Genomic DNA, 14,249 nt, shown 5'->3' with positions numbered 1-14,249 from the left:
GTGATAAATCAGAAGCTGTATTTTATCCCTACACGATAACGAGTTTGGCGCTCGCTGGTTTCTTTACTGCCAGCGACATTACCGACCGCCATATAAGGAGACCAGCTCTTATCCCACTTGTAAGTCAATTTTAAATCGTGAGTCCAGTCATAGCTCTCTTTATTCGCTAATATGACTCCCGCTTTATTGGCCTTTTTGTAGTCTATTTCATAATCTAATTGGTAATCTTTGGCGAGTTTATAGCTAATAACACTCGTCAAATTATAACCATTTTCAGATGTGTCTTTTGGTGTATTAATATTGGCGCTGGTGCGTTTGTAATAAGGACGATAACGTAATGAAACAGAGAGATCGTCAATGATATTTGCCTTGCCGCGCAGGTAAGGACGATAGCTGTTAGCAGTAGAACTTGAATCTAATGAGAAGCCGGGTTCAATAGAGAATGTTTTATCAATTTTATAGACATAACTGGCAACCACTTCAGTTCCATTACTGACTGTTTCGTTAAATGCTTTATCTTTATCTTGAGCGCCTTTCCACTTGCCTTCTAGCGATAATCCAAAGCCATTAGCGAAGCGGTGAGACATTAATAAGCGGTCTTTATGGGTGTTGCCACTTTGGTCTTGCATTTCATGACGATAGTCAATAGTTACGGCCATTGCGCTGGTGCTGAGAAGTGATGCTACTGCCAGAGATAATAATTTAATATTCATTTCAATTACCCTATTTTAATAAAAATACACTTACCCCAAAAAATACCAAAAACAGTTATGGAACAGCATTCTATTTATTTTGATATAAAGTTCCGAGATCCATGGCTAATAGTTTGAAATTAATTAATCCAATATCTGTTTATGTGACTAGCTTCAAAGTAAATAGTTTTAACTAATGTCTTGTTACTGTGGTTTTTTCGTTATATCGCAGGTGTGGCAAGGGATTGACGCTATTTTTGATGGGATTATTTTAGAGGAAAATATCCTTGACGTGGCAGGTAACAATATTGTAGACCCACTTGAAATAGGGAAAATAGATTTCAGTCCAATATTTTCTTATCGGTATTATTATCAGTTTTAAGTACTTTTATATAATTGCTATTATTTTTCTTTTTTCTGTAGGAAATGGCCTGGTCGATATATATGCCAGCCCAGGGAATAACAGGTATCTTTGCTTAAATATAAGTATTATTTAATATAAGTAAGGACAATATTTTGATATTTACCCATCAGAATTAAAGGCTGATAATTTAATTTATTGCAGTGATTTATCCAAAGATATATCAAAAACGAAGAGTAACACCCAAAGGCATTGGCGTGACAGCTAGGCAGCAAATGAACGAATCCCGATGAGCTGACATCAGTCAGTGATTCGGGTGAGCGAGTGTAGCTAACAACGCTGTAGCGTCAAGGACGCAGGATAAAGGGTGATACCCAAAGGCATTGGCGTGACAGCTAGGCAGCAAATGAACGAATCCCGATGAGCTGACATCAGTCAGTGATTCGGGTGAGCGAGTGCAGCTAACAACGCTGTAGCGTCAAGGACGCAGGGTATAGCGTGCCTCAAACACCTCACGCGGTAACGGCTCCGCAAACAAAAAACCTTGCCCACACTGAATACCGTGCTTCAACAACCACTGGCGCTGCTCATCGGTCTCGACCCCTTCTGCCATCACTCGTAGCTTCAGCACCTCGGAGATGGTGCCAACAATACACGCCATAGCATCATCTTCTGGCAAGTGCTTCACAAAGCTCTTATCCAGCTTAATCATGTCGATTGGCAGGCTCTTCAGATGGTTGAGATATTGTAGGCTTGAATACCCCATACCAAAGTCATCCAAGGCGATAGATAAGCCAAGCCCCTGCAATTCACGCAGTAATCTCAATGCTTCATCAAGATCTTGAATACGGGCGGTCTCAGTGATTTCCAGTAACAGCTGGCGCGGATCTATCTGATACTGACTGATTAGGTTTTGCAGATGCGGCAGAAATTGGTCACTTTGTACCTGCAAGCCGGAAATATTCACCGCCAGTGACAAAGTGATCCCTTGGGCCTTCCAGTCTGCCAGAATGCGGCACGACTCCTCCAGCACCCAGTTCCCCAGCGGCATCATCATGCCACCCTCTTCTACCCCTGGGACAAATTCGGAAGGCGAGCGATAGCTGCCGTCCGGTTGACGCCAACGCAGCAGTGCTTCTGCGCCGATGACCTGCTGCTCTTGCATGTTCCATTGTGGCTGTAAGAAGAGCGTGAAATCGCGGTTTTCAATCGCCTGTAGAATGTCGTTTTCGTGTGTCAGCCGCTTTTGTGTTTTCTCAATCAAATGCGGTTCAAACACAAAAATCTGGTTTCGCCCTTGATGGTGGGCGGCCATCATCGCCGTACTGGCATTGCGCATCAAGGATTCGGCAGTTTCACCTTGGGATTGGTAATCGGCAATCCCAATACTGGCACTGGGGCGCAGTTGGATATTGCCGAAGAGCAATGGCTGGGTAATTTTCAGCATTATTTGCCGCGCCAGTTGCATGGCTGGGAAGGGGCGGCTGATGCCTCTGGCCAGTACCGCAAATTCGGTTTTACTCAGTTGCGCCAATAAGCTGTTTTCATCAATGCACTGCTCGAGGTTTTGCGCCATTGTTAGTAATAGCTGGCGGTGTTGCTCTTCGCTCATCACGCCGGAAACCTCTTGCAAGGTTTCGATGCCAATCACCAGCAGATGGAATTTTTCACTCCGTATACCACCGTTAATTTCCTGCTCAAGCAGCTGCTTAAACAGCACGCGGTTAGGCAGTTCAGTGACCGGGAATCGGGTACTGATCCGGCTCATATCCGAATAGGCTTCGGCCAATAACTGTTGGTTACGGTTGTAATTGTGCACCAAGACCCCCAGCTCATCATCTTGATGGTGGGCGGGTAAGGTGAGTTGGTGATGCAGTACGCCTTGCTGACCAATTTTTTCCAGCTCTTTAGCCATCGCCCGTAGCGGGTGAATAATCAGCCGATTGATACACCAGGCGATAGAGACCGAAAGCACCAATGCCAGTAACAAATAGGTCGAGAGCATGGCTGACAGTGCACTGAGAATAAACTGGTACATCCGATAGGAGTCAGCCCGCAACACTAAATGCGCCAGTGGTTGCGGATTGGCGGAGACTCTCTCCAGCGCATACAGCGGCACCGTGATCTCGACGGGCAGGGAAAAAATGCGCTTAGCCCAGCGGGGAACAGGCCGTTCCGTAGGGAAGTTGGCGTGTAATACCTGAATTTGGTTCGGCAAAATGACTTCAGCACGGCTGAGAATGCCAATCGGTAGCAGACTATTGAGGATCTTTTTGGCTTGCGGGACATCAACACTTAATATGGCTTCGGACAAGGGTTGGCGAACTGAATAAGCGATGCTCTCCAACTGCTTGGCGTAGTCATCCTTGCGCTGTTGCACAAAGTGGAATAACTGAAGGACGATAAAAATGCAGATGGTCACCAGTGCAACAACTGCAACTGCCGCCATTTGTTTAATCGTTAATGAACGCCTTACCCGCAAACTCGCTCTCCGCCAATGCCGACTGAATAAAAAAAGTGGTTGCCGCATCATGGGGCTACCCGTCGATTCTGTCTGAGTATACTCGATCGCTTTCAGATTTTATCTGGTGATACCAAACCGGAGGGGAAGGATACCGTGGGTTTCGGTGTTTTCCTATCAGGATCGCAGCATCAGAGTGCTATTTCTCACTCTGATGCTGTTTTTTCATGCAAATCAATATGGCACATTACTTAAAATCGGCGTAAGGCACTAGGGGTTGCGGCGGCATATCCAAATCGCCCTGCCATCCTCCCATCGAGTAACGCAGATAGAGCAGCGCATGACTTGGGGTGTAGTCCTTCGCTTGCTGAATATCCACTCCAGCACCCAATGTCCAGTGTGAGCTTAGGCGGCGCTCAATCAATGCGCGCAAGGTATAACCGACGCCATTGCTGCTGTCGCCACTCTCAGGCGCATCCCTGTCGCTGATATCTCGAATAGAGTTTGTCAGTAAGCTTTTGAGTGGGTAACGCTGCCCATCACTGATCGCCGAATGTGACAGCGACACCGAGCCGCCCAACTCCCATGACCAGTTATCTGTCCGCTGCCGGTAGTTGACCGGAATGGCGAGCGACAGGTATTTTTGCGGGCTGTAGTAGCCCCCCTGACCCAGGGTGTAGCCGCTGAGGTCTTTTTGATAGTGCCACCACATGCCATTTAGCCCGACGGTAAAGCGGCGGTTATTTTCATTGATCAACTTGTAATAGTAGCCGGTCATCAAGCGCACCCGCTGGTTATCCGCGACATTTTTCCCGGTCAGATAGTGGTAGCTTAAATCACTCCAGACCCCATGGGCCTCGCCACGGTCATAGCTGTTACCCAGACTTACGCCACTGGCGCGCACGCCCCCCCAGGTAATATTGGTATTGGGATCGCGGGTGCCAGCGAAAGCCAGCAACGAGCTGGATATGGGCCGCCGTGATGCGGTCGCTGTCCAGCCAACATGGTTCCAGCTGTTGCTATACGCCAGTCCGCCAACCACATCAGCGACATCAAACCCCATGGGGGTGGTGCCGATATCCGTGGCCCAGTGGTCGTTTTCCCACCCCATGGCAAAACTGGTGCCGCTGGCACGCTGGCGAATATCGCCTTCACAACCCGCCTTAAAGCAGGTGCCAAACTTTTCGTTATAGACGCCTTTGGTATTGGCAAAGGTGCTGGCATCCATCTCAATGATGTCACTGCGGAAAAAGGCGCGGCCATCGGCCAGTGGCATATCGGCCTGAATCATGGTGTTAAAGGCGCTGAGATCAGACATCCCGCCAGTGCCGCTGGAGCCCCAATAATCTTGATCGATGGTGATGCGGGTGTCCTGTTGGCGATAAAGATCGGCGGCATCTGAGCGAATGCCCCGTTTGAGCCAATCATCCGTCGCCTGATTACGTGTCAGCAAGGTATAGCTGTCGTTATCGCCGGGTAGAGTGGCCGTGATACCGCTGGCGACCATAGCCTGTTTGAAATCATCTTGTGCGACTGCTGGCTGCCCCTGCCATTGCGCTAATCGGGCCGAGTCACGGAAGATCAGTGCGTTATCCTGTGATGGCACACCTTGGGCGGCGGCAGCTTTCAAACGCTGGAAGATATCCGCCGCTTTTTGGGGTTCGCCGACCTCACGCCAGGCATTGGCGACTCGCCGCTGGCTGTTTAAGGTGGCCCCTTCGCCGGTTAGCGGTTCGGTTTGCAGATGCTGGCGAGCCTCACTGAGGCGGCCCTCAGCTATATAAGCTTCAATCTCGCCTAAACGGGCATCGGGGTTTTGCGGTTCCCGCGCGCGGATGCGCTGATAACCCGCCAGTGCTTCGCGGTAATCGCCACGTTCCAATGCCCAATCGGCCAACGTCAGCTCAATTTGCGTGTTGGCGGGTTGCTGGCGTAATGCGGTAATGGCGCTGACTTCATCGCCACTGGCCCGTAACTGGCGGGCCAACGTCAACACCTCATCCAATTTCAGGCGCTGGTCCAACTCACGGATATTATCATTCCACTGCGCGGTGGGCAGTGTTGCCAAATGCGCCACGGCCTGACTGTCGCGGCCAGTGCCGGAGAGATAAAGCGCATAGGCGTAGACCTGTTCGGAGTCCGCAGGTTTACGGTTTGCCAGTTGGTTAAACTGCGCATCTGCCTGCGCCACTTGGCCCTGTTGCGCCAATGCTTGTGCCAGTCGGTAGGTTATCCAGACATCATCTGGCGCCATTTTTTGCGCCTGCCGATACTTCTCAGCCGCCTGATGCCACTGCTGTTTTGTCGCCAAGGCTTCGGCCTGCTGCTTCAGATTATCCAATTGCAGGCTATCTAATGTGTCGCGCATTTTTGCCTGTTGGCTACGGGGCAGGCTGTTGAGGTAATTCAGGGCTTTTTCCGGGGATTCACGCTGATAAATATTCGCCAGTCCGCGCACTGCGCTGCTGTTGGCGGGATCGACGCGCAGCGCCTGCTGGTAGTGCTGCTCGGCGCTTCTGTCATCATGGCGCGCCACTGCCACGTCACCCAAGCCAATCAGTGCATAGCTGTCGCTGCCGTCAATTTGCCGCGCTTGCTGATATTTCTGCTGCGCCAGTGCGGTATTGCCCGCTTTCAGCGCTTTATCGCCTTCATCATTCAGTAGCCAGTAGCGGTTGGTTTTTATCAGGCTGCGCCATTTATCACTTTTCAGGCCATCAGTATCTGATGCCTGCGCCTGCTCAAACAACCGCAATGCCTGCGCCCGATTGCCACTGCGGGCATAGGCCAGACCCAGCGCCCCCAGCAACTCCGGATCATTGGGTGAAGCAGCCAAGGCTTTTTTTAGGGTCGGAATGGCCGCCGTGCCGCCGCCACTGTCCACTTTTGCCAGCCCAGTTAACCGCGCCTGATAAGCAGGATCAGCGAGCATCGCCTGCTGATTAGCCAAGGTTTTACGGGCGATATCTGCCTGTGGAGTGGCCGAGAAGAGCGCAAGGAACTGAGTCAGTGCCGCCACACTTTGTGGGCTCACCGTCATCCCCTTGATGGTATCCAGCCACAAATCAGCCGCCTCCGATACCCCTGCGGGGTCCGAAGCCACTTTCTCCAACATGGCGTAACCTTGCGCAGGTTTTTGCTGGCTGAAATAGAGTCGCGCTAGTGCCATGCGCAGTGGGACATTGCCGGGATATTGTTGATCGAGGGAGGCGAGTTGTTGGGTGGCGCTCGCCTCTTGCCCCGGTAGCCGCGCCACCAGCCGCCAATACTCAACGGCGAGATCCAGTGTCGGCGGTTTGCCTTGTAGCAGTTGGTCATATTGCGCTTTTGCTTCAGTGACCCGCCCCGCCGTTGCCAGTAGACGCGCTTGCTGTAACTGCTGGCGCACTTCCGGTTGGGTCAGCGCCAGCATCACTTTAGAGCGCTGATAAGCCTCTGAGTCAGGGGCCAATTGTTGCAGCTTATCCAGCTGTTTTTGGGCTTCCGCCAAGTTACCCTGCCGCAGTGCCTGACGCATTCCCGCCGCCACCACCTCCGGATTATTGGGGTCCATCGTGTTCAGCCGATAGAGTGACTGTTTAATCAAATCGTCGCGATTGGTTGCCTCCCCCAGCCGCACTTGTTCCAGCAAGAACTGGGTCGGCGAGACGGATTCAGCCGCCAGTGCCTGCAAGGAGAAAGTGGGGGGAAGCAGCGCCAGAGTTAACAGCCAGCTTATTTTGATGTTACGCATTGGCTGCCCCACGCAGGTTGAAGCTCACCCAGACGATTGAAGCGATAACGCTGCTGCGTCCAGCCCTGACCAAACAGGGTCAGTACCGCGCTGAAATAGGCCTCTTTGTCTGGCGGCGCATCTTGCACCCGTTGTTGTTGCTGATTAAACGTCTGTCGATTGAACGGCGCAGGGCTGCTGGTGAGCAATGGCAGTAACGCCGCGGAGAATCCTACTGGCCCCTCACCTTGGGTTTTACCGGTAAGTGCATTCGTGGTCTCGGGTGGCAGGCCCTGCTGCTGAGTGGCGGCGGCCATCGGCTGGAAGCGCTGGATCAGTGCCGCCTTTTGCGGGCTGTTATTCGACAGCATGCCGGCCCACAAATAGGTGCGAATAGCGTCGTAGCTGCCAATGTTCGGCTTGGTCTCATCCGGCTGCCAACCTTTGCCGGTTTGCCAAACCACCCAATCGGGTGAGAAACCATGAGGCGCGGTTTCCAGCCACATCCGCTGATTGACATCTACCATCGCTTTCCACGGCCCCGCCATTGAGGAGAAGCGTGCCAGCAATTGTGGTGGTAAGTAGCTGGGGTTGAGTCGCCAGCGGTCCTCATCGTGAAAACCAATTTTGCCCGGCAATAGCATCTCGCCAAGGCCCGGAATATTCACTACCTCCTCCTTGGCGATGCGTTGCAGCAGCAAGGTGCCCATGGTCTGGTAGCGGCGGCTATGCCATAACCGTCCTGCCTCTAGTAGATCGTAGGCAATCCACAAATCAGAGTCGGAGGCGGAATTGGGGTCGAGAATATCCCAGTTATTTTGCCTGTGCTGCCCCCATAGCCATGCGGGTAGGTGGGCGGTTAAATCCCCTGCGGCCAGATTGTTCTCCGTCCAGGTGAGTAGCCGATCAAAGGTTTCGCGATCATTGGCCACCAAGGCAAAAAACAGCCCGTAGCTCTGCCCTTCGGAAGTGGTGATCTTTTGCGGGCTGCTAGGGTCAATCACCCGCCCAGCGTCGCTGATATAGTCTTGTTTGAACTGCTGCCATGCGGGCCAATCGCAGGCCGCCGTGGCCTCAAAACTGATCAGCAGTAGTAGGGGGCATATCCATTGCTTAAGCATTGCGACCATCAGCGTTAATCCCTCTCATCAGGTGATAAGCGGCGGCGACTGATCACCCGTAACAAGCGCCAAGCCATCATGGCGGCGATAACCACCACCAGCACCGCCATCCCCGCCAGTACCACCGGATGGGTGGATAGGGTGTGCCAGATACGTTCCCACCAAGGTAAGTGGCCGACATCATAGGTGTCGCCGACCCGCAGGCTATTCACGCCCGACTCACGGATAACCGCCACTGAGCCAAATATCGCCGCGCGTTTACCGGTATCTAGCAGGGCATTATTTAGCAAATCATAGCCGCGGGGGCTGTCGGCCAAGAGCGCCACAATACTGCGCTGCGAGAAGTTTGGTGATTGTACGCCAATAATCGCCGACATCGCCCCTTCCGAGTTGACTGTCGCTTTGCTGTCTGCGACCCAATCTGATGCGGGTGTCATCATGCTCGGCAAGCCGGTTTGACGATTGGGCATTTTCACCCAGCTTTGGGTTTGATCCACCAGCAAGTTAATCTGCTGGTCACCCCGCAGTTCTGGCGGGATGGTGCCGATAATCAGCAGGTCGGCATCTTGGTTTTTCGCTTGTGACCAGTCATCGGTGATGCGGATGCCCACGGCCGGATAACCTAGCTGCGCCCCAATATTCCCTAGGGTGTTGAGTAGCGTGGTTATCTGTGACGGCGCAGGTTTTGGCGGCATCAACACCAGCGTTTCAGAGAGATCCGCCATGCGGCTGAATGGGAAGCCTGCATTGGCAAACGCCCGCAGATTTGGCATCTCCATAAAGTGGCGATAGCCGGAGAAATCGATGGTGGAGCTGCCATCAATCACCGCGTGATTCGGCGCGGTGGAGTAGGTTTCGCATCGCCCCGCGGCACCGCTCGCCAGCAAGGTGCTGTAGTCAAAATCAAAGCGCAGTTGGTTGGTTTCACCCAATTTCAGTGCAGGAATAGTCAGCCTTTTTGCCGCGTCCTGTAAGCCCTGTAGCAGTGACAGGCGCAGGATCTGGCTATCTTCTGGTTGATTCGGTGATAGCGGGTAGTCCTGCACAAATTGATTGTTCAGGCTGATACTTAGGCGGGAACCATCCATCAAGCGCGTTGAGGTGTAGCGGTATTTCAAGCGCATATCAATACCGGCACTGCGGATCAGGAATAAGTCCGGTGGTAGGTTCATCGACAGTGAGATAGGCGGTGGCAGTAATCCGGTGGTTTGCAGTTGATCGGGATATTGCTGCAATTCAGCAAAGGTCATCGGCCGGTCAGTGCGTACCCAGTTTGGCGCATCATAAGGCAGGCGCGGGGCCAGTTGCTCGACCTTATCCACTGTCACATTCTGACCACGGAACAGAATATTACCCTGCGCGATACCCTGTGCGGCGGTAATCAGGTCATTGTCATCGCGACCCAAGATCAGCAGCAGCTTCACATAGGGGTTATCCGGATGATTGATGATTTCGACTGTAGGCGCAGTGGCTGGCGGGTAATCTTTCAGGAAATCAGGGCGCTGCGCATTGGTAGCAAACACCACCCCATGCTGGCTCGGCAACTGGTTAAAGAGCACGGGGAAGTTCTGCCTCCGCCACTGTGCCTTATCCCCCAACCACGACGCCAGAATAGAGGCGGCTCGCTGCTGCGCCACATCAGGCGAGCCGGCAAAGACTATCGGCAGGGTCAGTGGGCGGTTATCCCTGGCATCAAAGAAGGGCTCGGGGAAGTGGGAGAGATCATTTTTCACTGGCAGCGATTGGTAGCGCAGATCCAGTGAGCTGGATTGACTGACATCCAACCACAGCGTGTTACTGGCGGGGTTTTCGCAGATATTCTGATAGTGACCGATAAACACCAGCCGTAAGCGGTTGAAATCGCTAATGTAGCGCGGGTCAATGGGTAACCGAATGTGGGTGGGTTTACCCAACTGCTCTTTGGTGATCGCGATAACGCCCATCAGTTCGTCATTCAGGAAGATTTTCATCTGCGACTCCACCGGAATCAGCGACGGCGACGGCGTAAACTCAAGATTCAGCACCGCATTAGTGACCACTTCGTCACTACGCACGCCAAACTCAATCACCCCTTCTGGATTGGTGCCACGCAGTGAGAAAGTTCCCGGCGGTGGGGCAATCTTGGCAAAGGTGTATTGCACATCCCGCACCGGGACATCGAGTGGTGCAACAGCAGGGGCCAGATCCGCCGTCGGCGCAGCGGCAATAGCCGATTGAGGTGACGGCGTGGCGGAGGTTTCGGCATGGGTGAATGGCGTCAATCCCAAAGCCAGTGCGGTAAACCAGGTTATTTTTCTCATCATCATTTCATCATCAATGTTGGGCCACTGTCTGGCTTTGGCGACTCGGAGCCTGATTTTTGTCTACGCCATGAGGAACAAATGACGCAATCCAAGCAATTAGTGAGGTCAATCCAATCAAGAAATTTCGAATGATCGGCGGCGCGTAGCTGGCCATACGGACATAGCCCCTAAAGCCCAGCGCCAGTACATCACGCAAGCTCTCAATGGGTTTGTCTTCTGGGAAGCCATCCTGCCACAGCGCCCAGGTATCGGCGCGAGCAAAGGTACACTGTATAAAATCAATATGTTGCGCCAAGGTCAGCTGATGCATGCGCATCCCGACTTTGGTGCCAAAAGCGCGCGTCACTTCACAGGGGAAGGTGTACTCCTGCGCGCCCCGTTTCAGCAGTAAATGCACCGCTTCACCCTCTTTCAGCAATCCGGCTTCGCGCATCTCAATCCCAACGCCACCGTCGGAATAGTCGCGCAGAGTGCAGGAGAAGAGATGTCCATCCGTGCGAGCCACGGCAGCGGGCATGGCAATTTCAACGCGGTGTGACTGGCGTACTTGCTTGGCTTCCACCGCCACCGCCACTGCGCCACCTAAAATCGTCATGTTATAAATGACCCATACCAGACTGATTACCACGGTCATGATTTCAGTGGTGGGGCCGTAACCCAAGCGCCACAAGCCGGCAATCAACCCCGCCAGATTCAGCAGCACGAGCACCATGTAAGGGCGGGTGATCACCCAATCCACATGTTGCTTCGCCACCAGCCCCCCTTTCGCTGTCACGTTAAAGGTGCCTTTGTGCGGGTTGAGCAGCGCCACGGTGGTCGGGCGGGCGATATACCAGGCCAGTACCGTTTCGTAGATTTCACTCCAGAATGAATGGCGGTATTTGCCCTGTAGGCGGGAGTTGGTCAGGCTGGCGTGGATCATGTGTGGCAGCACATAGAGCGCAATTGCCAAGGCGGGCGCAAAGATGATGTAGGCATGGAGCAGCAGAAAGGCCAGCGGGGCGGTGAGGAAGATCAGCCGTGGAATTCCGGCCAAAAAGTGCAACATGGCGTTGGCGTAGCATAAGCGCTGGACGAATTTTAGCCCTTTGCCAAACAGCGGGTTATCCAGCCGGAAGATCTGCACCATGCCACGCGCCCAGCGGATGCGCTGCCCGATATGGGCCGATAAGCTCTCCGTCGCCAGTCCCGCGGCCTGCGGAATGCGAATATAGGCCGAAGTGTAGCCCTGACGGTGCAGGCGCAATGAGGTGTGGGCATCTTCGGTGACCGTTTCCACCGCAATACCACCGATGACATCCAGTGCGCTGCGGCGTAGCACGGCACAAGAACCGCAGAAGAAGGTGGCATCCCACATGTCGTTACCGTCTTGCACCAAGCCGTAGAACAGCGTGCCTTCGTTTGGCGTCTGACGGAAACGCCCTAAATTGCGCTCAAAAGGGTCCGGGGAGAAGAAGTGATGCGGCGTCTGAATCATGCCCAGCTTTTTGTCTTTGAAGAACCAGCCCATGGTCAATTGCAGGAAAGAGCGGGTTGGCACGTGGTCGCAGTCAAAAATAGCGACAAATTCGCCGGTGGCCTGCTTCAGCGCATTGTTGATGTTACCGGCTTTCGCGTGCTCGTGGGTAGGCCGTGCAATATAGCGAACCCCCACTTCCGCCGCGAAGGCTTTAAACGCGGGCCGATTACCATCATCCAGAATGTAGATATTGATTTTATCTTTCGGCCAATCAATACCCAACGCGGCATACACCGTCGGTTTTACCACGCCGAGATCTTCGTTGTAGGTCGGAATCATCAAATCAATAGTGGGCCAGCGCGTGATATCTTCCGGCATCGGCACTGGCTGGCGGTTTAACGGCCAAATCGTCTGGAAATAGCCCAACACTAGCACTATCCAAGCATAGGTTTCAGCTAACAGCAGCAGTAATCCGCACACCAGACTGACCGGATCATCCCAGTTAAGGGTTTCGGTGTAGCGCCACCACAAGTAGCGGCAGGACACCGTCAGCGACAGCACGATCAGCATCAGCGTGGGTAAGCGGCCCGGCAAGCGCCGCACCACCATGGCAATGGCCCACAGCAGCAGCACAAAGACAAATTGCGCCATCATGCCAAACGGCTGCGAGATGCACAGCAGCGCCAGAATACCCGTAAAAATACCCAAGATAATAAACAGGATACGGCGAGTACGGCGGGAGAGCCGACTTAATCGCGTCATCGCTGATTGCTCGATCCGCTGGAGTTGGAAGCGCTCCGGGGCACTGCCTAGCCAGCTAATGTAACCTCGCCTACGATTTTTTACCCAGCCCTTACCTGCCGCCGCCTGACGCGGTTTCTCGCGATTCGATTGTGGGCGGACTAATAGCAACCAGAGCCCTTGCAGCAGATAACGTAAACCATCCCCCAACCGTGGGCGATGGGGGGAAATTTGTGGGAACCAGTAGGTGCGGTGTTGTATCACCTGCTGCCAACAGGGGGACTCCAGGCGCAGGAAGATCCAGCACAGCGGCAGTGCCAGCGTGGTGAGGAGTGCGGTGAGCACAGTGCAGCCTTGCTGCATGTAGTGATGGTAGCGGCGGCGCATCCCCTGATAAATTGGGGTGATAAATAGCATCCGCATCAGGCGATTCATAGGCCGCGATCCGCAACGTTAATCAAGCACCAATTCGCCAGTGTCACCATCTCTTCCGACGCCAAACTTTGTGCGCTGTACTCCCCCAATGGTTGCTTGGCGGCCAAGGCTTCCGCCATCGCTTCATCGCGATGAATAAATATCGGTAATAAAGTATCCAGACTTTGTAGCCAAAGCTGATGTAAATCCTGCTGCAAGCGGCTGCTGGCAGTGAACTGATTCAGCAAGAAGTGGCATCCAACTGGTAGATTTTGCTGATGTAGGCGAGTATGGCAGTTGGCATCGGCATGGAGCAGGACGAAGACTTGATCCGCTAACGCCAGTGCCTGATGGGTTAATAGGCTGTCGCCCGCCGGAATATCCAACAAAATCCAGCGATAGGCCCCACGGGTGCGCAGCGCAGAAAGATTTTGCTGCCATTGGCTGGGCTGTTGCTGCAAGGAAGCATTCAGCTGTTCGGTTTCCGCCTGAGTTAATTCACCAAATGGCAAAAAATCCAGTCCCTCGAGATAGCGCATCGCCCCCTGTTGCCAGCCCTCACCGTCGATTTCAGCTCTAGCCCAACCACGGGATTGCGCAAAAGGCATGTTGAAATGCAATCGCAGTAAGTTATCCGCTGAAAAATCAATCACCAACACCGACTCATCCAATTGATGTAGCGCCCAGGCCAGTGCAGCGGCGACGGATGTGGTGCCAATGCCCCCTCTTACACCTTGTAATGCCAATACCGGCATAACTTATTCACTCCCTGAGGATTGCGCTAGCTCAGCGAGCAATGGCCAGCGGGCCATCATTTGGGCTAATCGTTCCTGACGAACAATGTCGATATAACTTAACTTAGGTAACGAAAAAGCCTGAATTAAGGCAAAGAGATCATCCTGAGCTTCAAGTGACGTTTTTTCATGAAATCGATTTATTATAGTTTTCATTTTTCCGCCATCAGAAAATAGGCAATATTAATTAA

General features: G+C 53.1%; 8 protein-coding genes. All 8 read right to left on the bottom strand.

What is annotated here, in order from left to right:
• Window positions 1–8 precede the first annotated feature (8 nt).
• The 8 genes from ACZ76_RS09480 to bcsR all read right to left on the bottom strand — a co-directional run bounded on the left by ACZ76_RS09480 (window position 9) and on the right by bcsR (window position 14,214).
• Window positions 9–713 carry an oligogalacturonate-specific porin KdgM family protein gene (locus ACZ76_RS09480; RefSeq protein WP_048618732.1) on the bottom strand — a complete coding sequence of 235 codons (705 nt, stop codon included), beginning with the start codon at window positions 711–713 and terminating at the stop codon, window positions 9–11.
• Window positions 714–1,531: 818 nt separating this feature from the next.
• Window positions 1,532–3,535 (bottom strand): biofilm formation regulator HmsP, encoded by a 2,004-nt coding sequence (gene hmsP / locus ACZ76_RS09475; protein ID WP_216597210.1) that lies wholly within the window; start codon window positions 3,533–3,535, stop codon window positions 1,532–1,534.
• Between the two features lie 226 nt (window positions 3,536–3,761).
• Window positions 3,762–7,247 (bottom strand): cellulose synthase complex outer membrane protein BcsC, encoded by a 3,486-nt coding sequence (gene bcsC, locus ACZ76_RS09470; RefSeq protein ID WP_048618730.1) that lies wholly within the window; start codon window positions 7,245–7,247, stop codon window positions 3,762–3,764.
• On the bottom strand, window positions 7,229–8,356 hold the full coding sequence (gene bcsZ, locus ACZ76_RS09465; RefSeq protein ID WP_048620252.1) for a cellulose synthase complex periplasmic endoglucanase BcsZ: 1,128 nt from the start codon (window positions 8,354–8,356) through the stop codon (window positions 7,229–7,231). The genes bcsC and bcsZ overlap by 19 nt, the downstream gene beginning before the upstream one ends.
• A 5-nt stretch (window positions 8,357–8,361) precedes the next feature.
• On the bottom strand, window positions 8,362–10,650 hold the full coding sequence (bcsB, locus tag ACZ76_RS09460; protein ID WP_048620251.1) for a cellulose biosynthesis cyclic di-GMP-binding regulatory protein BcsB: 2,289 nt from the start codon (window positions 10,648–10,650) through the stop codon (window positions 8,362–8,364).
• Between the two features lie 10 nt (window positions 10,651–10,660).
• Window positions 10,661–13,285 carry a UDP-forming cellulose synthase catalytic subunit gene (bcsA, locus tag ACZ76_RS09455; protein WP_048618729.1) on the bottom strand — a complete coding sequence of 875 codons (2,625 nt, stop codon included), beginning with the start codon at window positions 13,283–13,285 and terminating at the stop codon, window positions 10,661–10,663.
• Window positions 13,282–14,019 carry a cellulose biosynthesis protein BcsQ gene (gene bcsQ, locus ACZ76_RS09450; protein ID WP_048618728.1) on the bottom strand — a complete coding sequence of 246 codons (738 nt, stop codon included), beginning with the start codon at window positions 14,017–14,019 and terminating at the stop codon, window positions 13,282–13,284. Before bcsQ ends, bcsA begins: the two co-directional genes overlap by 4 nt.
• A 3-nt stretch (window positions 14,020–14,022) precedes the next feature.
• Window positions 14,023–14,214 carry a cellulose biosynthesis protein BcsR gene (gene bcsR, locus ACZ76_RS09445; protein ID WP_048618727.1) on the bottom strand — a complete coding sequence of 64 codons (192 nt, stop codon included), beginning with the start codon at window positions 14,212–14,214 and terminating at the stop codon, window positions 14,023–14,025.
• Window positions 14,215–14,249 lie beyond the last annotated feature (35 nt).

Source organism: Yersinia aleksiciae (assembly GCF_001047675.1).
Classification (GTDB): Bacteria; Pseudomonadota; Gammaproteobacteria; order Enterobacterales; family Enterobacteriaceae; genus Yersinia; species Yersinia aleksiciae.
The sequence above is the reverse complement of the archived record's forward strand: the minus strand, read 5'-3'. Positions and strand labels throughout refer to the sequence as shown.

What these genes read in the sequence shown, in the direction of transcription:
- ACZ76_RS09480 (WP_048618732.1), bottom strand. Translation starts at nt 713, where the DNA reads ATGAATATTAAATTATTATCTCTGGCAGTAGCATCACTTCTCAGCACC.
- bcsC (WP_048618730.1), bottom strand. Translation starts at nt 7,247, where the DNA reads ATGCGTAACATCAAAATAAGCTGGCTGTTAACTCTGGCGCTGCTTCCC.
- bcsZ (WP_048620252.1), bottom strand. Translation starts at nt 8,356, where the DNA reads ATGGTCGCAATGCTTAAGCAATGGATATGCCCCCTACTACTGCTGATC.
- bcsB (WP_048620251.1), bottom strand. Translation starts at nt 10,650, where the DNA reads ATGATGAGAAAAATAACCTGGTTTACCGCACTGGCTTTGGGATTGACG.
- bcsA (WP_048618729.1), bottom strand. Translation starts at nt 13,285, where the DNA reads ATGAATCGCCTGATGCGGATGCTATTTATCACCCCAATTTATCAGGGG.
- bcsQ (WP_048618728.1), bottom strand. Translation starts at nt 14,019, where the DNA reads ATGCCGGTATTGGCATTACAAGGTGTAAGAGGGGGCATTGGCACCACA.
- bcsR (WP_048618727.1), bottom strand. Translation starts at nt 14,214, where the DNA reads ATGAAAACTATAATAAATCGATTTCATGAAAAAACGTCACTTGAAGCT.